21 protein-coding genes are annotated in these 18324 nt (G+C 45.5%); 8 read left to right on the top strand and 13 right to left on the bottom strand.

The annotated features are described in order from the left end of the window. Nucleotides 1–254: 254 nt before the first annotated feature. The 9 genes from NDI35_RS08585 to NDI35_RS08545 all read right to left on the bottom strand — a co-directional run bounded on the left by NDI35_RS08585 (nt 255) and on the right by NDI35_RS08545 (nt 6493). Nucleotides 255–1790, bottom strand: coding sequence for a beta-barrel domain-containing protein (locus NDI35_RS08585; protein WP_445312364.1), 1536 nt, complete (start codon nt 1788–1790; stop codon nt 255–257). Nucleotides 1791–1889: 99 nt separating this feature from the next. After that, nucleotides 1890–2456: a hypothetical protein gene (locus NDI35_RS08580; RefSeq protein WP_445312363.1), complete on the bottom strand. Its 567-nt coding sequence runs from the start codon at nt 2454–2456 to the stop codon at nt 1890–1892. A 226-nt stretch (nt 2457–2682) separates the two neighbouring features. Beyond that, complete coding sequence (locus NDI35_RS08575) at nt 2683–2925, bottom strand: hypothetical protein (protein ID WP_445312362.1); 243 nt, start codon at nt 2923–2925, stop codon at nt 2683–2685. A gap of 290 nt (nt 2926–3215) precedes the next feature. Next, complete coding sequence (locus NDI35_RS08570) at nt 3216–3437, bottom strand: hypothetical protein (protein ID WP_445312361.1); 222 nt, start codon at nt 3435–3437, stop codon at nt 3216–3218. Nucleotides 3438–3468: 31 nt separating this feature from the next. Next, nucleotides 3469–3648 (bottom strand): hypothetical protein, encoded by a 180-nt coding sequence (locus NDI35_RS08565; protein ID WP_445312360.1) that lies wholly within the window; start codon nt 3646–3648, stop codon nt 3469–3471. A gap of 404 nt (nt 3649–4052) precedes the next feature. Continuing rightward, on the bottom strand, nt 4053–4235 hold the full coding sequence (locus NDI35_RS08560; protein WP_445312359.1) for a hypothetical protein: 183 nt from the start codon (nt 4233–4235) through the stop codon (nt 4053–4055). A 37-nt stretch (nt 4236–4272) separates the two neighbouring features. Next, on the bottom strand, nt 4273–4443 hold the full coding sequence (locus tag NDI35_RS08555; RefSeq protein WP_445312358.1) for a hypothetical protein: 171 nt from the start codon (nt 4441–4443) through the stop codon (nt 4273–4275). A 599-nt stretch (nt 4444–5042) separates the two neighbouring features. Next, entirely contained in the window at nt 5043–5255 is a 213-nt protein-coding gene (locus NDI35_RS08550) for a hypothetical protein (protein WP_445312357.1), read from the bottom strand. A gap of 344 nt (nt 5256–5599) precedes the next feature. Then, entirely contained in the window at nt 5600–6493 is an 894-nt protein-coding gene (locus NDI35_RS08545) for a helix-turn-helix domain-containing protein (protein ID WP_445312356.1), read from the bottom strand. A gap of 367 nt (nt 6494–6860) precedes the next feature. On the opposite strand from NDI35_RS08545, the gene NDI35_RS08540 reads away from it, so the two are divergent. Continuing rightward, entirely contained in the window at nt 6861–9005 is a 2145-nt protein-coding gene (locus tag NDI35_RS08540; RefSeq protein ID WP_445312355.1) for a peptidase domain-containing ABC transporter, read from the top strand. A gap of 77 nt (nt 9006–9082) precedes the next feature. Here the strand turns inward: NDI35_RS08540 and NDI35_RS08535 are convergent, their stop codons facing one another. Together NDI35_RS08535 and NDI35_RS08530 are read right to left on the bottom strand one after the other, a co-directional pair. Further along, entirely contained in the window at nt 9083–9190 is a 108-nt protein-coding gene (locus NDI35_RS08535; protein ID WP_445312354.1) for a PEP-CTERM sorting domain-containing protein, read from the bottom strand. Nucleotides 9191–9283: 93 nt separating this feature from the next. Further along, the gene (locus tag NDI35_RS08530; RefSeq protein ID WP_445312353.1) at nt 9284–9871 is read right to left on the bottom strand and encodes a Uma2 family endonuclease; all 588 of its coding nucleotides are present in this window, start codon (nt 9869–9871) and stop codon (nt 9284–9286) included. A gap of 101 nt (nt 9872–9972) precedes the next feature. Here NDI35_RS08530 and NDI35_RS08525 point away from each other — a divergent pair, with 101 nt between their 5' ends. From NDI35_RS08525 to NDI35_RS08510, 4 genes are all read left to right on the top strand, one after another. Then, nucleotides 9973–11295, top strand: coding sequence for a 3-isopropylmalate dehydratase large subunit (locus NDI35_RS08525; protein WP_190661862.1), 1323 nt, complete (start codon nt 9973–9975; stop codon nt 11293–11295). A gap of 846 nt (nt 11296–12141) precedes the next feature. Continuing rightward, nucleotides 12142–12903: a DNA-binding protein gene (locus tag NDI35_RS08520; protein WP_445312352.1), complete on the top strand. Its 762-nt coding sequence runs from the start codon at nt 12142–12144 to the stop codon at nt 12901–12903. A gap of 337 nt (nt 12904–13240) precedes the next feature. After that, complete coding sequence (gene aqpZ / locus NDI35_RS08515; RefSeq protein ID WP_445312351.1) at nt 13241–13939, top strand: aquaporin Z; 699 nt, start codon at nt 13241–13243, stop codon at nt 13937–13939. Nucleotides 13940–14067: 128 nt separating this feature from the next. Then, nucleotides 14068–14556, top strand: a complete 489-nt coding sequence (locus NDI35_RS08510; protein ID WP_445312350.1) for a gluconokinase — start codon at nt 14068–14070, stop codon at nt 14554–14556. Nucleotides 14557–14779: 223 nt separating this feature from the next. On the opposite strand, the gene NDI35_RS08505 is transcribed toward NDI35_RS08510, so the two are convergent. After that, complete coding sequence (locus tag NDI35_RS08505; protein WP_445312349.1) at nt 14780–15757, bottom strand: carbohydrate kinase family protein; 978 nt, start codon at nt 15755–15757, stop codon at nt 14780–14782. A 185-nt stretch (nt 15758–15942) separates the two neighbouring features. Then, on the bottom strand, nt 15943–16140 hold the full coding sequence (locus NDI35_RS08500) for a hypothetical protein (RefSeq protein ID WP_445312348.1): 198 nt from the start codon (nt 16138–16140) through the stop codon (nt 15943–15945). Nucleotides 16141–16200: 60 nt separating this feature from the next. Between NDI35_RS08500 and pedR the strand changes: the two genes are divergently transcribed. From pedR to hisS, 3 genes are all read left to right on the top strand, one after another. Next, nucleotides 16201–16476 (top strand): photosynthetic electron transport-dependent transcriptional regulator PedR, encoded by a 276-nt coding sequence (pedR, locus tag NDI35_RS08495; RefSeq protein ID WP_006633901.1) that lies wholly within the window; start codon nt 16201–16203, stop codon nt 16474–16476. A 34-nt stretch (nt 16477–16510) separates the two neighbouring features. Beyond that, nucleotides 16511–16792, top strand: a complete 282-nt coding sequence (locus NDI35_RS08490; RefSeq protein WP_445312481.1) for a hypothetical protein — start codon at nt 16511–16513, stop codon at nt 16790–16792. 123 nt (nt 16793–16915) lie between these two features. After that, the gene (gene hisS, locus NDI35_RS08485) at nt 16916–18190 is read left to right on the top strand and encodes a histidine--tRNA ligase (RefSeq protein ID WP_445312347.1); all 1275 of its coding nucleotides are present in this window, start codon (nt 16916–16918) and stop codon (nt 18188–18190) included. Nucleotides 18191–18324: the final 134 nt, after the last annotated feature.

The following is an 18324-nucleotide window of genomic DNA, read 5'->3' as shown; positions in this document are numbered from 1 at the left end:
AGATTTTTTGACAGTCCCTGATTTAAGTTGCTTTTCTTAAGTAATTACTAACTAATAACAGTCACTAGCTATTAGTTACAAGTCACATAATCGAGTGACTTGCATAATTTTATTTTTTGTGTTAATGTCTGTTTATTTTAGTTTAAATATAAAAAAATAACTCAAAAGAAAGTGGCAAGCCATCAATAAGTCTCCTTAAGAACGTCGCGGTGAATTACATCATCAAATATACTAATTAGTGATGGTAAACTTGGTTAAACATCGGCCATCATCCTGGCTTTTCTGAGAATAAATGTAAGTACGGTTTCTTGTCGAGAAATAATGTCGGCTGTAACTTCCATTCCGGCTTGAATAGGATACTGACAGCACTGTGGATCGGCAGATTCGGTAATAGCCCGATCGCGCTTGACTAAATAAGTTCTTTGGGGTATAACAGTCACTTCATAGTAAGGCGGACTGTTATTTTCACCAGCAATGGCATCGGGTGCGATCGCACTAACTTTCGCTTCTAGTACGCCGTAGTCGGGATAGGGATAGGCAGAAATCCGCAGGATAGATGTTTGACCGATCGCGATTTTACCAATATCGGGAGCGGCGACGCGAGCTTTGACGACAATCGCAGCATTAGCAGGAGCAATTTGAGCAATTGCCGCGCCGAGTTGTGCAGTTTGTCCGGGATTTCGCAGATTCAGTTTGAGAATAGTGCCGTCTACGGGAGAACGAACAATACTTTTTGCAAGTTCGGTATCAATTTGTTTGAGCTCTTGGCGATCGCGATTGATTTGATTTTCGATGTCAGCGCGACTCTGAATCGAAACTAATCGTTCTTTTTTCAACGCTGCCAAAGCTGCTTCACCCTTGGCTTTTTCTTGAGCAATTTGCTGTTGGGCGATCGCCACGGGTGCACCACTAGGATTCAATGCAGCTTCAACAACTTTCAATTTAGCAGCGGACACTTCAACAGCTTGTTGCTGCCTGTCAACGGTTTTTCTTTGGCTTTCAACTGCTTTTTTTTGCGCTTCTACGGCGGCTTTTTGCCCTGCCACGGCTTGTTCTTGCTGCTGTGCGGCAAGTTTCGTCTCCTCCACTAAATCCAGCGAAATAGCGCCTGTTTCTTGGATTGACTGATAGCGATCGCGCTTAGAAACGGCTGCTTTTAAATTTGCCTCGGCAGCCCTTAAATTTGCTGCGGCTGTTTGCAAGGAAGCCTGTTCTTTTTGCAATTCCGGCAGCGATTTTTCCCATTCCGACTGAGCTAATTGTACATTAGCTTTGGCCGCTTCAACTTCAGCCAGCGAGGTAATTTGCCGTTCTCCATAGTCCCGCTGGCTGCGGCTTAAATCTGCTTGGGCGGAGGCAACAGCGCCTTCCATTGCCTGAGTTTCCGCTGCTAGGCGATCGTCTAAAGCCCTAATTTGAGCAGCAATTTGACGCAGTTGCAGTTGGTTTTGCTGGATATTTCCTTGCAGTTGGCTTTGTTTAGTTAAAAGTTGGGAAGAGTCGATCAGGGCGATCGTATCTCCTTGTTTGACAGCCTGATTTTCTTTCACTTGAATGCTTTTAACCGTGCCTGCTGTCGCCGCTTCTACAATGCGGATTTCTCCAGCAGGACGGACGGTAGCGGGAGCTCGGACGGTAACATTATATTTAGCAACAGCCGCAAGGGCGATCGCCCCGCCAAAAGTTGCCAACAAAAATAATCCGCCCGCCGTTATCCAGCGGCTGATGGGCGGCAAGAATTCATCCGGTTTTGCGGTGCGAAGAAAGTCAAAAGAAGAGTCAGTAGTCATTAGTCATCAGCCCTTATAAGGTCTTGTAGGGGCGAGTTTTACCAACAATAATCGCCTGAAATCGATAATCTCATAAACCCGCCCCACTACTTACACTACTTAACCTGGTGGAGGAACAACAAAGTCGATACCGCCAAATGCTGGGTCTTGATTTGTGTTATTCCGCCTCATAGTCACGACAAAAAAGTAAAGCCTAAACGACTCAAATTGGTGATTTGGGTCATCAACAAAGAAAGATGTATTGACTGCCAAGTTGCTAGAGTTAGAATTAGAACTCCACGCTGCATTAACTGGTATGGAGCTGCCAGCGTTGCTATTGCGGTAAAAAAGGTGCGTCGTAATTTCAGCCAGATTTCCAGTACCATCCGTATCGCGGTAGTAGACGCGATACCCTGTCAAATCGTTGTCGTTTGATGGGTTGGATACTGTTAACCTGTTGATTGGCAGCGGGCAAAAAAGTCTTACTGTTCCCGTACTATTTCCGTTGAAAATAAAAGCGCCGTTCACCATCCTAACACTTGCGTCCGCAGTGTCACTTTCCGGGCGACAAGCACTAGCAGGAATAGTTGTTGCTTGAACATCTTGGTCATTAGCTACAGCGGCACTAGGAAAGGTAAAAAGCCCCGCGATCGCTGTAAGAAATATGAGACGTTTTAATTGCATCATACTCACCTCGTGCAGATATATCCCTGAAATATTAAATTTTTATCCTGTCTTGATTGCTAAGCGTTCCTTGAAGGGCGAAAGGATAAACGGAGAAATATTAAACCTATTCACCACATATCCCGATCGCCCTAAAACAGGACTTATGCACCAACTCTATACGTAGGGTGGGCTTCGGCGCACCTTACCCCACAAATAGTGTAGAAATTACTCCATTGCGTAAGTCCTATTAAGCTACTCCTTTATTTGTGATTTCTACGCAAACAATCTCGCCTTTATTATCATCCCAACACACAAAATCGACATCATGCCGCGTGCGTGTAGTCGTAGCGCTCAGCGAAAGATTACGTAATAAAGTTCCTCCTGAGAATAATTCTTCCTTTTGTTCGTCTAACGCTACTGTGAGTTCTCCCAAGAAAACAGTATCCAAGATGGACTTCGATAAATTATTGACTGGTATTTTCGTAAACATTGTTGGTCTCCTTGATGTTATTTAACTAAATGAATTGGCGAAGAGTAGAGCCCGGATATTAGCAGACAGTGCTGCCAATCCCAGGGATTTAAAGTTGTTAGACAGCATTCCCCGGTTTTTATTGGGTTCGGTACTCACATCTATTGGCAGAACATCCATCAATTCAGGAACGGTGGTAACTTGACCCCCTGCGATCGAATCTGCTTCTGTATCTGAGATATCTTGAAGTGCGCGATCGCTCAGCCAAGGACTCTAATTAAGCATTTCCAAGCCTCCTGTTACAATTACTACTATTTTTCCTTGTTGGCTTGATTAAGGAAAGAAGGGAGAGCGATCGCACGTAAAGTCGCTAAATCTGCCCCGAACTCCTCTTGGAGACGCTGTACCACCTGTAATTGCCCACCCGATATCGATTCCTGACTCTGTTCGTTTAAATCCATCACTAGCGGATGTAATTTCTGAACATCCAACACTGATTTTGATGAATTTTTAGTTTGGTGTTTGCGAAACATTTTTATCCTCCCGAGTTTTCAAACAAACAAATTATGAGAGATGCGATCGCACAAATAAGATAGCGACATTCAAGGGCGATCGCTCATAATAACAGTAATGTTCCCCTAATCTTTCCTTCCGCTTCATCAACATTTGAGCTTTCAGACAGACTACTTCCTGGATGGAAAGTGAAAGAGGATGGAGCCTTTGAGGTGCTTGGCCGAACGACATCGGATAATGTACTCCAAGCTAAGCAACCCTCATGCCCACCAGAAAGCTTTTCGGCTTGTTGGTCATCTAATTCTTGCCAAGGTTCTCGAATTTCCCTCATCAAATCCTCCATTTTACTTCAAATTTAACGAAGGGCTCATTGGCTGCTTTTTACTTCTTAATACCGGGTCGCTCGTGTAATCTAATCTCATTCACGCTTGCACGGCCTGGTGTAGCAAAGAGGATCATAAAACAATATCTCCCCGACATAAACTATTCATGGCGTGGGTCTAAATCAGCCACTATATTTGGTAATAATGGACGGTTAATAAGCAATTTTGATGACTGTTGGATTGGGATTAACGAAACCTTAATTATGCTCCTTTGTGGATGTTAACAGGACAGGTTTGGTAGATGCTATCGCGCTAAGCAAAGGGATTGGCAAAGAGCAATACCAATGCTTCCACGGGCGTAAGGCCTAAGTGTAGAATAATCCTACCGCCTTCAGGTTGAATGGCTCCTCCCTGTAAAGCTTCTGCTTCGCGATCGCTTAGTTCCAAGCAACCTGAAGGATTTAATGTTTGGTTGTTTAATATTTTTCGTTTCATCTTTCAACTCCTTAGCGGTGGCACTACATTAGTAGAATTACAAAAAAGAACCTGCATTCACATGGGGTTTATGTCTGATAAATTGTTCCTTGGCACCACCTGACAATAGTTCCTCAGCTTGTTCGTCCAGTGTGAGGACGAGTTTTTGGAGTGGTACAGAATTCAATTTAGGTTGTGCTGCTTTTTTGATGAGAGACTGATAAGACATTGGTTTAGATCCTCTATTTGCACGTTATTGCTATGAGTTGAGATTCCCGACTTATACTAAATTGAGGTTATCTATCCCCTTTATAAATCCTCCGTCATTTCCAGAGTCTATGCGCGGGCGAAGCCTGTGGTGAAGGACTTATGCGAGCGCGAGCAATGACGATAAAGGGCTCACAAACCCGGATTTGGTATTATTAGAGAAGTTGGGAATCTCGCCTTCAGAAATCATTGAGAACTGCCTGTTTAACTCTTGCATCTGCTTTGCTCTTCATCGATCGAAAGCACAGCTACTACGCCAGTGATCGCTATTAGGCAAATTTGGGAGAGTTGTCAAAGAGCATAACCCTAATCAACACCGGGTTCTCTGTATGTACAAGTCGTACTACCGTCTAGTTTGCGCCGGCACCAACCGACCAATCCCCAAACAGGATCGTACTGCCTCCAAATCAAAGGATTTCCATGTCCTCCCAGATAGGATGAAGACTCATCTAAGGACAAATCATGCCAAAGATGGTGAGATTTAGAGAGTTTAATTTGATTTGAAGATTGAGCTTGAGATTTGAAAAAATAAGCATGATTACTTAACCTCCTTGTAGGAATTTATGAAGCAGAACGGAATCCCAAAAGCACAAAAGCATTTATGATGGTTTCGGAGGATCGCGGCGGTTGGATGACATCATAACGAACACTGCAGGCCAGACAGCCCTCTGCACCGCCAGAAATGGTTTCTGAGGTTTTTTCGTCCAGTTCATGCCAAAGCGTTGTGTTCATGTTTGTTTGGATTGCTTCCATGTTTGTTTGGGTTGTTTTCATGTTTTTTTACTCAAACTATTCAGCTTTTATTTCACAACCAATTGCCGCAGTTACTAACACCGATCTTGACCAGAACTTGGAGGTAACATATCGTTGGGACCCCAACAACCTGAAACTGCTGTTGGCCCCTTGTAAGGTCTAGAGTTTTGGCCACCACAAATTTTTTCTTGTTCGCGATCGCTCAGTTCGCACTGCACAAGTGACGATTGAAAAGATGGTTGTAACTTCTTATCTAAGGGCTTACGAAACATATTATGGCTCCTTTGCTAGTTACTTAGTAGTTTGATAGTGGCACGCACTGGAAGAAGCATCTTGCACGATATTGCTGTTTTTGCACATTCTTGCTATGACTTGAGTAAAGTCTTGGGGGTCACTCCAGTCAAGCGTTTGAAGTGGCGGTTGAGATGACTTTGGTGGCTAAATCCGCAGGCGATCGCAATTTCAGACAAACTCATCTTTCCTTGCAACAGCAATTGTTTTGCCCGTTCTACCCGCTGTTGGATCACGTATTGGTGCGGACTGATACCAACAGATTGTTTGAAAGCGCGGGAAAAGTGGTAGGGACTGAGTTGGGCGATCGCCGCCAGTTCATCTAAACTGAATTGCCGTTCTAAATAATCGTTGATATAGTCTTGAACCCACCTCAATTTGTGCGGACACATTGCCCATTTGCCGTTGAGTTTACGATCCCCTTGCGTCGAATAATGCCGCAATAAATGTACGGCAAGTGCGTTCGCCATTGTCTCTGCATAAAGCCGGCTGCCCCCGCCATCTGATTGCGCTTCTGCCTTGAGTGCCAGTCCAATTTGCTGGATTAACGGATCTTGAAATGCCATCGGCCACAATAACTCAACTTGCTCGGTATTGAATAACTCCAGTGCGCTGCGAACTAAGAATTCGCGATCGAGATTGAGAGAGAGTAAATTAATTTCACTATGCCAGCGAAGTTCGTGAGATAAATTAAATGGACAAAGACCGAGCGCACCGGGAAATACTTGCTTGGTTTCCCACTTGCCGTCAATCTTTCGTTCCATTTGGAAACTCTGTCCGAGGTTGATGCCGATCGAGTAAGATCCGATCGCATATTCCGGGGTTTCAAACGGTGGCTGGCGGTGGTATTCTAAACTGATGCCAGTCCAAATTGTGCGATCGCTCTTGATGATTGGCAACTGGGGAAATATCTGGGGAAAGTGATTTTCTTGACTTGAATCGACAACAAGAACTTTACTTTCATACATAATTTTCTCTCCCGCGCTACAAAACTATCTTTCTGTTTAATAGTTAGGACTTACGTAAAAACAGCCTTGCAACACTATTGGTAGCGGTAAGGTGCGGTGTGTTTCGCCCTACAAAGAGTGTTTATGCGTAAGTCCTAATAGTGAAACTTTACGGTTTATTTAATTTTACGTTTGATAGGGCGATCGGCGACTAAAATTTCTCAAGATACATAGAAGTGAAACCCTAGTCAAGGGCCTGCAGAGTGCCTAACCCCTACTCCCTACAAGAGTTTTTGGAGATGTCTAATCATCAAGCGTTCTAGGCGCAAAAGACTCAGAGAAACGAAAAATCAACAAAGGAAATAAGCCTGTAAGCTTCAAACTTGTTATGAAATATCCGATCGTTCTCCAACACAGCGAAGAAGACTGCGGCGCCGCCTGTCTCGCCACCGTTGCCAAATCCTGCGGGCGCACGTTAGCCATGAACCGCGTCCGCGAAGCCGTCGGCACCGGACAATTGGGCACAACGCTGCTGGGATTGCGCCGGGGGGCAGAAGCTTTGGGATTTAACGCCCGTTCCGTCAAAGCGACACCCGAATTGATCGATCGCCTCAACGAAGCCCCACTGCCCGCGATCATTCACTGGAAAGGCGTTCACTGGGTTGTCCTCTACGGCCGCCGAGGCAAAAAGTATGTGGTTGCCGATCCCGGTGCAGGCCTGCGTTACCTCACCCGCGAGGCACTCACAGAGTCTTGGAACAATGGAGTGATGCTGCTGCTGGTGCCGGACGAGAACCGTTTTTACGCACTGCCAAATGACCGAATAGGGGGATTTGGGCGCTTTTTGCAGCGCGTCTGGCACTACCGGGGCTTAGTTGCCGAAGTTTTGCCGCTGAACATGGCGATCGGCCTGCTTTCTCTGGCTTTCCCGCTGCTGATTCAGGTACTCACCGACGACGTATTGGTGCACAGAGACACGGAACTGCTAATTACGATCGCGATCGCCACCGCCGCCACACTCATCTTCAGCAGCCTGCTAAGCCTAGTTCAAGCGAATCTAGTAGCTCACCTAGCTCAACGTTTGGAACTAGGACTCGCACTCGAATTCGGTCGCCAAATCCTGCGCCTTCCCCTCAGCTACTACGAATCGCACCGCAGCGGCGAAATCGTCAGCCGCCTGCGGGACATCCGGGAAATCAATCTGCTAGTCTCCCAGGTAGTAACCAGCCTGCCTAGCCAATTCTTCATCGCCCTAGTATCCCTGGGATTTATGCTGGTCTATAGCTGGAAACTGACTGTCGCTGCCGTCGCCGTCTCGTTTTTCACAACTCTGTCAGCCCTAATCTTCCTGCCCGCCCTGCAACAGAAAACCCGCGACGTTTTGGTCACAGATGCGGAAAACCAAGGCATCCTAGTTGAGAATTTCAAAGGCGCCTTGACTTTAAAAACGAACAATGCGGCGCCTCAAGCTTGGGAAGAAGTGCAAAGTCGCTTCGGTCATCTGGCAAATGCCACCTTCGGCTTGTTACAAATCAGCATCCTCAATAGCGTTTTTTCTACTCTGGCTTCCGGCGTCGGTTCCCTTGCCGTCCTCTGTTTTGGCAGCATTCTGGTAATTCGCCAAGAACTTACCGTCGGCCAACTGCTGGCATTCAACGGCATGAACCGCAACTTTACCGCCCTAATTAGCACCGCCATCAACTTGATGGACGAGTTCGCCCGCGCTCAAACTGCTACCCAGCGTCTCGGCGACATCATCGACACCGCGCCAGAAATGGGGGACAACGCCCCGCGCGATCGTGCCGACATTCCCGCTGATGCCGATATTACTTGCAAAAACCTCAACTTCCACCACATCGGCCGCGTGGATTTGCTAAAAGACTTTTCCTTAACGATTCCCGGCGGCAAAGTGACAGCTTTGATTGGCAAATCCGGCTGCGGCAAAAGTACGCTGGCAAAACTGCTTGCCGGGTTGTATGGGCTGCAATCCGGCAATATCCGCTTCGGACAGTACAATCAATCCGATTTGTCCCTAGAATGCCTGCGCGAACAAGTCGTGCTCGTGCCGCAGGAAGCTCACTTTTGGAGCCGATCGATTGTCGAGAATTTCCGCTTTTGTTACCCTAGCGCGACTTTAGAACAAATAGTAAAAGCTTGCCAAATTGCCGGTGCCGACGATTTTGTCAGCGGACTTCCCGACACGTATCAGACTGTTTTGGGCGAGTTTGGCGCGAATCTTTCTGGCGGACAAAGGCAAAGATTGGCGATCGCCCGCGCCCTTATCACCGATCCGCCTGTCTTGATTTTAGATGAATCTACTGGAGCTCTCGATCCGGCAACAGAAACTGAAGTGCTCGATCGATTATTAGCCCATCGTCAGGGCAAAACGACTATTTTAATCAGCCACCGTCCCCGAGTCATTCAGCGCGCCGATTTGATTGTACTGCTCGATCGGGGTGAACTCAAACTAACTGGAACTCCCGAAGAGTTAAGCCAAATTCCCGGAGAACATTTAAATTTTTTACATCCATAATTATAGCATCCGACTTCGCGTCTTCGCGGTTCGTTATAACACCCAAGCGCGATCGGCAATCGGGTCTGGTAAAACTATCATTTAACTAAGAGCGATCGCCTCTTAATTTTGACGACCAAGAATCCCAATCCTGCAACAATCATGGCAGCAATGCTGCTGGGTTCTGCCACTGCTCCGGCAATCATGAAAGAATTGAGCCCCAAAGCACGAGATCCCTGAGAACTGCTATAGACGAGCCGCCAAATGTTGGCAACATCACTGCGATCGCCTCTTATAGTTCAATCGGTAAATAATGGAACTTCCAGCACAAATCCAGGTAAAACATCTTCTCCAGAAAGTTGTGTTGGTAAAGAGCGAACCTCTTTTGGTTGTCCCTGTCGATAAATTTCTACCTGCTGATTTTGTGGATTAAACAACCAACCCAACCGCACCCCACTTTGCAGGTATTCCAGCATTTTATCTTGCAAGGTTTGCAGATTGTCCGATCGCGATCGCAGTTCAATTACAAAATCCGGTGCTATGGGGGGAAATTTCTGTCGTTGTTCTGGAGTCAGCGCTTCCCAGCGAGACAATTCCACCCATGCTACATCAGGAGAGCGAGATCCTCCACCGGGCAATTTGAATAGCGTGGAAGAACTAAACACCTTACCTAGTTGGGTTTGGCGATTCCAAATATAAACCTCACCGCCGAGATCCATCTCGCGACTACCGCTATCGCCGCCAACTGGAGACATAACAATTAATCTTCCTTCAGCATCGCGCTCTATGGTCAATTCAGGATTGCTGAGACAGAGTTGATAAAACTGCTCATCGGTAAATTGAACGCGATCGAGATTAACTTTTAGGGGTAACGTCAGCAAGGTCATCGTCATTACTCCCGATTTTTGAGACCTGATAATTTCAATTTTAATAGAATGTTTCGCTTACAATACACTTGTAGCATCTAATAAAAAACAGCGATCGCACTATGGGAATGACTCTGACCGAAAAAATATTAGCCAAAGCATCAGGGCGCACTAAAGTCGAGCCCGGAGAAAATATCTGGGTAGAAACAGATGTGTTGATGACCCACGATGTCTGCGGGCCCGGCACCATCGGCGTTTTCAAACGCGAATTCGGTGAGAATGCTAAAGTCTGGAACCCAGACAAAATCGTCCTCATTCCCGACCACTACATTTTCACCAACGACGAACGCGCTAACCGCAACGTCGATATTCTCCGCGATTTTGCCCAAGAACAAGGGATAAAATACTTTTACGACATCACGGATCGATCGGACTTCAAAGCAAATCCCGACTACAAAGGAGTTTGCCACATCGCGCTAGCACAAGAAGGCCACACCAGACCGGGCGAAGTGCTGTTCGGCACCGATTCCCACACCTGCAATGCCGGCGCTTTCGGACAATTTGCCACCGGTATCGGCAATACAGACGCGGCTTTTATCATGGGAACCGGCAAACTCTTAATCAAAGTTCCCGCAACCATGCGCTTTGTGTTCAACGGTGAACTGCCGGATTATTTGTTAGCAAAAGACCTAATTTTGCAGATTATTGGTGATATTAGCGTGGCTGGTGCTAACTACCGGACGATGGAATTTGCCGGCGATACAGTTGAGCGTTTGACGATGGAAGAACGGATGACGCTGTGCAATATGGTGATTGAAGCTGGCGGTAAAAACGGCACTGTTGCGCCCGACAAAACTACGTTTGATTACGTTACTTCGCGGACTGACAAACCCTTCGATTCATTTTACAGCGATGGGGATGCTAAATTTTATAGCGATCGCACCTACGATGTCAGCAAATTAGAACCAGTCGTCGCCAAACCGCACTCTCCCGACAACCGCGACTTAGCCCGCAACTGCCGCGATGTCAAGATCGATCGAGTTTACATCGGTTCCTGCACCGGCGGCAAAACCTCCGACTTTCTGAATGCCGCCCGCATTCTGAAAGGAAACCAAGTCAAAGTTCCGACTTATTTAGTACCAGCAACTCAGAAAGTTTACGAAGATTTGTTTGTCACCAAATACGAAGGTCAAACGCTTTCGGAAATCTTCTTAGCGGCTGGTTGCATCGAACCCGCAGCGCCTTCTTGCGCCGCTTGTTTGGGCGGCCCGAAAGATACTTTTGGGCGGATGAACGAACCGGAAATTTGCGTGTCTACAACTAACCGCAATTTCCCCGGTCGGATGGGGAATAAAGAAGCGCAAGTTTATCTAGCTTCGCCTTATACGGCGGCGGCTTCTGCCCTGACTGGGTATGTCACCGATCCGCGCGAATTCCTGTGTTAGAAAGTAGCTGATGTAAGGTACTCTGCGGTGGCGCCAAGGCCCCTGGAAGGTGCGCCGCAGAGTACCCTACGAGATGAATGTAAGGTGTGCTTCGGCGCACCCGCAAAAATGAGTGTAAAATGACCTATAAAAAAGTAGGAGGACGATATTAATGCCAAACTATCGCCGATTTTACCTTCCTGGTGGAAGTTTATTCCTAACGCTTGTTACCTACAATCGCACACCGCTATTTTCAGAGTCAGAAATTTTCTTGCGACTCCGCAATGCTGTAGGGGGGATTAAATCAGAATAACTTTTGGAAATTATTGGGCAGTTGTATTGCCCGAATACAGCCATTTTTTGTAAAAATTACCTGCTAATTATACTGCCTATGCCAAGCGTATTGGACAGATAAAAGTTGTATTTACACAATCTTTGTGAGGTCAAGGAACTTGGAATCAAAATGTCTCAGTGTTCTGACTACCAGTGTCGAAAAAGTGATATTTGGTATCGGCGCTTTTAGGGATATCTTATTTGCAAAAAAGATGATTTTGAACAGCATTTAAACTATATTCACTACAATCATGTTAAGCACAATTGAAGTTATTGTCCGCATTTGTGGTATTATTCTAGCTTGAGCTTCTGGTTAAAAAAGATGTTTATTCCGTTGATTGGTGCTGTTGTCGTCATGGCAGAAAGTCAAAAATACTAAATTTTGATGCCATTTCCTATAGACTAGGAGAATAAATTCACAGGACTTACGTAAAAATTGGTTTGACAGGCTACTTATAGCGGTAATGTGCGCCGCAGGGCGCAACCCGATCATTGTGTAAGATGTGCACTGCTTGAATTGACAGGAGATTTGCTTTGAAAACACTATTTTTGGCTTGGCAAAGCCCGGACAGCGGTTCTTGGTTTCCAATTGGTCGATTGATATTTAACGGTAAAGAATACCAGTTCAATTATACAAATGGTGTTCTAGAAGCTAAACTTAAGTGCGGGTTTCAACCCTTGCCATCTTTCCCGAATTTCAATAATGTTTACACTTCACAGAAACTGTTTTCGTTGTTTTCTAATCGAGTGATGGCGCGATCGCGCCCTGACTACAATGAATTTGTACAGTGGTTGAATATCCCTGAACACGAACATGACCCAATTGCTTTATTGGCGCGTAGCGGAGGCAAACGGGCAACGGATAAATTTGAGGTGTTCCCTTGTCCCGAACCAGATGAAAATGGACGTTACTTTATCCATTTTTTTGCAGATGGACTGCGATACCTTTCAAAGTCGGCAATTGAACGGATTAATCGGCTTCAAATTGGCGAATTTTTGTACTTAGCCCACGAATTTCAAAATCCGCGCGCTTCCCGTCTGCTTCTGTGTACTAAAGATCACTGGATTGTCGGCTATTGTCAGCGCTATCTGGTGGATGATATTTTTGAAATTATTTCGCAGCATCCAGAATTGGTTTGCGTACAAGTCGATCGCCTCAATCAACCCCCAACGCCGCTACAGTTCCGCTTGCTGTGCAAGATGACTGCTGATTGCCAGCAAGGCTTTCGACCCTTCAAAGGCAGGATGTACCAGCCGATTAGCAGTGATGTTTTAGCTGCAAGTGCGATCGGATAATCAGCAACAATAAGTAAAATTACGATCGCATAATTAGGGAATAAGTCAAGTTAATTATTGTCAATTGAATACAGAAAACTGCACAATTTAGACGAATATTTGGCTAAATATTGACATTTTTTACATAATAGAGTATTTTTGAGCTAATTTATCGATTCCAAATTCCGCATTCTCAGTTAAGCCCATACAATTTCTGAAAATTAGAGCTACACGTTGCTAATGATTTCTATTAGTATTGTTGCCCAGAGTGAAACAAATTCGAGTTCTAATTTTTATTAGAATTAGAACTCATATGCGTGTGAAATTGACCGAACATAAACTTCCGAGAATTCTGAGTATGAACAAAAAAATAAAGATTGGGGTTGCTGAAGCTTTTGGTACTTTTGTGTTGGTATTAGGTGGATGTGGCAGTGCGGTTTTAGCGGGAGACAAAATCGGCTTTTTGGGAGTTTCGATCGCCTTTGGCCTATCCCTCTTAATCATGGTTTATACGATCGGGCCTATCTCTGGATGCCACATTAATCCGGCAGTAAGTATCGGTTTAGTAGTTGCCAAACTGATCGATGCTGTTTTGCTTCCTTATTATATAGGAGGTCAGATTGTAGGGGGAATTTTAGGCGGTCTGGTTTTGTATATGATAGCATCAGGAAAACCGGGTTTTGATGCGGCGGCTTCGGGATTTGCGTCTAACGGTTTTGCAGAACATTCTCCCACGGGTTACGGACTTTTGGCAGCAGCTTTGACGGAAGTTGTACTGACTGCTTTTCTGTTATTTACAATCATGGGTACTACTCATCCCAAATATCCCGTCGGTTTGGGTGGAATTCCGATCGGCTTGATGCTGGTGTTGATTCACTTAATCGGAATTCCCGTAACCAATACTTCAGTTAACCCAGCTAGAAGTATCGGTGTGGCACTTTTTCAAGCCGGATGGGCAATCCAACAGTTGTGGGCGTTTATTGTATTCCCAGTGATTGGTGGAATTATCGGCGTTTTGGCTTATAATTTCATTAAACCCACTATGGAAGAAATTTGATCTAGAATCAAAAATAAACCGGGTTTATTGAATTTTTTAGGGTGGGAGAATTCATCCGGCAACTTAAGAAGCCCGGTTTGTCGATCGCACAAGTTGATAAAATTGCAAGTATTCGGTAAATATGCGCCATGATTACGATCGTGATGGGAGTTTCAGGTTCTGGCAAAACTACTGTTGGCAAGTTGCTGGCGCAATCCCTCAACTGGGATTTCAGCGATGCCGACGATTTTCACCCATCCGCTAATATCGAGAAAATGACTCTGGGCATTCCTTTAGAAGATGCGGATCGCCTTCCTTGGCTATTAGCATTGCAAGCTACAATAGACAGGTGGCTGTTAGAAAATAAAAATGTGGTTTTGGCTTGTTCTGCTTTAAAAGCATCCTACCGCGAAATGCTCTACCGCGACCAACAGGGGATAAAAATAGTTTATCTCAAATGTTCTTTTCAGCTATTGGCAGCCCGGTTAACAAGTCGCGAAAATCACTACATGAAAGCAGACTTGTTGTTAAGTCAGTTAGACACTCTCGAAGAACCAGAAGATGCAATTATCATAGATGCTTCGCAACCGCTAGAGGTAATCTTGCGCCAAATTAGAAATCATCTCATGTGCGGTTAATTGCCCCAAATAAAACCTATAATATTAAATCTGGCTTAAATACCTGTTTAGTTCTTAGTTTCTCTTAACTAGGGCGAGAGTTTGTATAGTAGCGCTTTCAAACGCCGAGTCTGATCGAGGGTTTTTAACGCGGATTTGTATAATAGTTATTTTTTTCAAAGCAACCGCGTTGCTGAACCAAATTTAGACCCCTCTGCGTTTCCAGACTGATAGGTTTGCCGCCCTAATTTTTGTACAAATACAAGAAAGCTTCTACTTCAGCAGCGGTTGGTTGAGATCTAATTGCCCCCGGTTTCATGGCTGTCATCGCACCTACCGCACTGGCATAAGTTATAATTTTTTGGGCTATTTCGGGATCGGCTAGATTCTTAATTCCATGCTTGCACAACTGGCGTACAAAACCAGCCAGAAATGCGTCGCCGGCACCTGTTGTATCCTCAACATCTACTGCAAAGGCGGGGATTTTTCCTTCATTTTCCGAGATACAATAAGCGCAACCTTTCTCCCCTGCCGTCACCAAAACGCCTTCTACAGAATCGAGGCGGTAGGTAATAGCTCCTGGGTCGGTAGTGTCAAACAACCATTCCGCTTCTTCCTCTGATAACTTCACAAAATCAACTTTTTTTAAAATTTTTCTAATGCGCGCTTTTGCTTCGTCTGGATTTGGCCAAAACACCGGACGCCAATTGATGTCAAGTATAATTTTAACGTCGTACTGTTCTGCTAGTTCGATCGCTCTGGCGATCGCCTCTCGACTTTCAGGATAAGCTAATTCTAAAGTACCTAGCACTAAATATTCGGCATTTTCAAACAGCACTTCGGGTAGTTGTGCACCAATGAGGCGGGTGTCGGCAAAATCCGCAGTATCAAATTCACCAAAACCGGCAAAATTTCGATCGCCCGCTTCATTCCGCAAGACATAAACTTGTCGCGTCGGCGCACTTGGATGTCGCTGCACTCCAACGATATCAACCCCTACTTCTTGCAATACCTGCACTAGGGAATTCCCCAATTCATCCCCACCTACAGCACCGATAAATCCCGCCGCCGTCCCCAATTTAACCAAAGCACAGGCAACATTAGCAGGAGCACCGCCGGGATATGCAGTCCAAGATTCTACCTCTTCGAGAGATACTCCTGGTTTGTCTGCTAAACAATCAAATAAAACTTCACCCAGACACAGAACGCGAGGATAAGTCATAGAAATTTTAGATTTGAGATCTTAGATTTTAGACCAGCAGTAGACAGGTCAATAATGATTTTTAACCCATCCCAGAAAAATTGCAAGCTATTTTTTTATGGCTGCTCCTATAATATCAGACTTACTGATACTGGCAGTTACTCCCTTAAGGCTGAAGAATAGTGCGGGCGTATCAGTTAGTTGTTTTACGCGCAAACATCTGCAGGTTGGGCCCGGATGTCAGATGGGCGTAGGTAAAGGCAGCATCCGCCACCCGACGCACAAGCAGTGGTGGCTGCCCGTCTTGCCTTGTGCGCGCTGGGTTTGCACTCCTGGCGATTCTGCAAGCGAGTTGGTGCTTCGGGCCCCAAAGAGTAGCACACCAAATTTAATTTTCTCTTCATACTTGATCCCTCATCCTTTAGAATTGTAGATAGGTAAATATGCAGACATAGGAAAAATTTATGAGTGGGATTGTCTCTGGGACCCCTGTCACCCTGTCGGACAGAGAATTGCAAGTGGTAGAGTTAGTAGCGGCGGGATTGACTAATGAGAAAATTGCCGAAAAGTTAGAGATTAGCAAGCGTACAGTTGACAACCACATTAGCAATATCTTGAACAAGACGCGCGCTGACAATCGAGTTACCCTTGTACGCTGGGCGTTGCAGTGGGGAAAGGTATGTTTGGACAATATTAACTGCTGCCCTTTACCGCGGCCGATCGATAAAGAAGTATCTTAAGTAGGGATTCTGGTTGGGGACAGGCAAAGAAATGATGCAAACGGCACAAGAAAAACAACTCCGCTATCAAATTCAATGCCCTGGATTGCCGCTGGCGGTGTATCGCGAAGTGGCGGTCCATTTGCGTCAAGTTGAAGGGGTGCAAACCGGTTTAATTCCGCAGCAGTCGCAGCGGTTTGATTACGGCGACAGCCAAATTGGGGGTTTGTGGATACAGTATCCTGAAGGGTTCGATTTGGCAGGTCGCCAGCGGGTCGATCGCATTTTGGCTTATTATGGCGATCGTTACGGAGCGTGGGAATTATTAAGTCATTAGTTATTGGGAATTGGCAATTGTTAGCGGTTGACTGTTGACTGTTAACTGTTGACTAATAACTAATGACTAATGACTAATTACTAATGACAACTGACAACTGCCAACTGACAACTGACTAACAAAATGAGTGCAATTAAAACTTTACCGGGAACGCGGGATATTTTGCCCGCTGAAATTCAATATTGGCAAAATATAGAAGAAGTCGCTAGAACCATTTTAAAAAAAGCGGCTTACCGAGAAATTCGGACGCCAATTTTTGAACAGACATCTTTATTTGAACGTGGCATCGGCGAAGCTACCGATGTTGTGGGCAAAGAAATGTACACTTTTAAGGATAAGGGCGATCGATCGACTACTTTGCGCCCAGAAGGCACCGCCGGAGTAGTCCGAGCTTTTATTCAAAACAGTTTGTACGCGGCGGGAGACGTGCAGCGTCTGTGGTATGCGGGGCCGATGTTTCGCTACGAACGCGCGCAAGAAGGAAGACAGCGGCAGTTTAATCAAATTGGCGTGGAAGTCTTGGGGAGTGCGAATCCTCGTGCGGATGTCGAAGTAATTGCGATCGCCTGCGATATCCTGCAAACCCTCGGTTTAAAAAATTGGCGCCTCGATATTAATTCTGTCGGAAATAAGGAAGACCGACAAAATTACAGGCAAGCATTAATCGATTATTTTACACCGTACAAATCAGAATTAGACGCCGATTCTCAAGATCGCTTGACTCGAAACCCGCTGCGGATATTGGACAGCAAAAATCAGCGTACTCAAGAAATTGTAGCTGGTGCGCCTAGCATTTTAGAATATTTGGGAGAGGAATCGCGATCGCACTTCGAGCAAGTGCAGCTTATGCTCACAAATTTAGGAATTAGCTATCAGTTAAATCCCAGATTAGTGCGCGGTTTAGATTACTATACCTACACCGCATTTGAAATTATCTCCGACGATTTGGGAGCGCAAGCAACAGTTTGCGGAGGCGGCCGCTACGACGGTTTAGTCAAGGAATTGGGCGGTCCTGATACGGCGGCAGTCGGTTGGGCAATGGGTATCGAAAGGTTGATTATCCTGCTGCAAAAGTTGCAACCTTTGCCCGTGCCAAAGTTAGATTTTTATTTGGTATCCAGGGGCGAAAAAGCAGAACAGCAATCGGTATTGTTAGCTCAAAAATTGCGAAGTGCGGGGTTTAGTGTAGAGATAGATTTGAGTGGCAGTGCTTTCGGGAAACAGTTTAAAAGAGCCGACAGAAGCGGTGCAGTTGCGTGTTTAGTTTTGGGAGATGCGGAAGCTGAAAACCAGACGGTACAATTGAAGTGGTTGGCGAGTGGTGAACAAAGTGCGATCGCACAATCAGAACTACTAGCAATGAGCACCGAACTACAGCAGAAAATTAACAACCCTTAAAACTCTCGGTTCCTCGTTACCAGGCTCTGCCCGGTAACGCATATCCAGAGGATCTGCTTCGTCATTAAGCCATTAACATTAATCCCAAAAACCAAGAGATATAATTTAAGCATTAAAACATTTAACCTCTGATA

It is taken from the genome of Microcoleus vaginatus FACHB-2002, from assembly GCF_040004035.1.
Classification (GTDB): Bacteria; Cyanobacteriota; Cyanobacteriia; order Cyanobacteriales; family Microcoleaceae; genus Microcoleus; species Microcoleus vaginatus_C.
The sequence above is the reverse complement of the archived record's forward strand: the minus strand, read 5'-3'. Positions and strand labels throughout refer to the sequence as shown.

What these genes read in the sequence shown, in the direction of transcription:
- NDI35_RS08555 (WP_445312358.1), bottom strand. Translation starts at nt 4,443, where the DNA reads ATGTCTTATCAGTCTCTCATCAAAAAAGCAGCACAACCTAAATTGAAT.
- NDI35_RS08575 (WP_445312362.1), bottom strand. Translation starts at nt 2,925, where the DNA reads ATGTTTACGAAAATACCAGTCAATAATTTATCGAAGTCCATCTTGGAT.
- NDI35_RS08545 (WP_445312356.1), bottom strand. Translation starts at nt 6,493, where the DNA reads ATGTATGAAAGTAAAGTTCTTGTTGTCGATTCAAGTCAAGAAAATCAC.
- NDI35_RS08500 (WP_445312348.1), bottom strand. Translation starts at nt 16,140, where the DNA reads ATGAAGAGAAAATTAAATTTGGTGTGCTACTCTTTGGGGCCCGAAGCA.
- NDI35_RS08585 (WP_445312364.1), bottom strand. Translation starts at nt 1,790, where the DNA reads ATGACTACTGACTCTTCTTTTGACTTTCTTCGCACCGCAAAACCGGAT.
- NDI35_RS08510 (WP_445312350.1), top strand. Translation starts at nt 14,068, where the DNA reads ATGATTACGATCGTGATGGGAGTTTCAGGTTCTGGCAAAACTACTGTT.
- aqpZ (WP_445312351.1), top strand. Translation starts at nt 13,241, where the DNA reads ATGAACAAAAAAATAAAGATTGGGGTTGCTGAAGCTTTTGGTACTTTT.
- hisS (WP_445312347.1), top strand. Translation starts at nt 16,916, where the DNA reads ATGAGTGCAATTAAAACTTTACCGGGAACGCGGGATATTTTGCCCGCT.
- NDI35_RS08505 (WP_445312349.1), bottom strand. Translation starts at nt 15,757, where the DNA reads ATGACTTATCCTCGCGTTCTGTGTCTGGGTGAAGTTTTATTTGATTGT.
- NDI35_RS08525 (WP_190661862.1), top strand. Translation starts at nt 9,973, where the DNA reads ATGGGAATGACTCTGACCGAAAAAATATTAGCCAAAGCATCAGGGCGC.
- NDI35_RS08565 (WP_445312360.1), bottom strand. Translation starts at nt 3,648, where the DNA reads ATGTCGTTCGGCCAAGCACCTCAAAGGCTCCATCCTCTTTCACTTTCC.
- pedR (WP_006633901.1), top strand. Translation starts at nt 16,201, where the DNA reads ATGAGTGGGATTGTCTCTGGGACCCCTGTCACCCTGTCGGACAGAGAA.
- NDI35_RS08530 (WP_445312353.1), bottom strand. Translation starts at nt 9,871, where the DNA reads ATGACCTTGCTGACGTTACCCCTAAAAGTTAATCTCGATCGCGTTCAA.
- NDI35_RS08490 (WP_445312481.1), top strand. Translation starts at nt 16,511, where the DNA reads ATGCAAACGGCACAAGAAAAACAACTCCGCTATCAAATTCAATGCCCT.
- NDI35_RS08540 (WP_445312355.1), top strand. Translation starts at nt 6,861, where the DNA reads ATGAAATATCCGATCGTTCTCCAACACAGCGAAGAAGACTGCGGCGCC.
- NDI35_RS08580 (WP_445312363.1), bottom strand. Translation starts at nt 2,456, where the DNA reads ATGATGCAATTAAAACGTCTCATATTTCTTACAGCGATCGCGGGGCTT.
- NDI35_RS08570 (WP_445312361.1), bottom strand. Translation starts at nt 3,437, where the DNA reads ATGTTTCGCAAACACCAAACTAAAAATTCATCAAAATCAGTGTTGGAT.
- NDI35_RS08560 (WP_445312359.1), bottom strand. Translation starts at nt 4,235, where the DNA reads ATGAAACGAAAAATATTAAACAACCAAACATTAAATCCTTCAGGTTGC.
- NDI35_RS08535 (WP_445312354.1), bottom strand. Translation starts at nt 9,190, where the DNA reads ATGATTGCCGGAGCAGTGGCAGAACCCAGCAGCATTGCTGCCATGATT.
- NDI35_RS08550 (WP_445312357.1), bottom strand. Translation starts at nt 5,255, where the DNA reads ATGAAAACAACCCAAACAAACATGGAAGCAATCCAAACAAACATGAAC.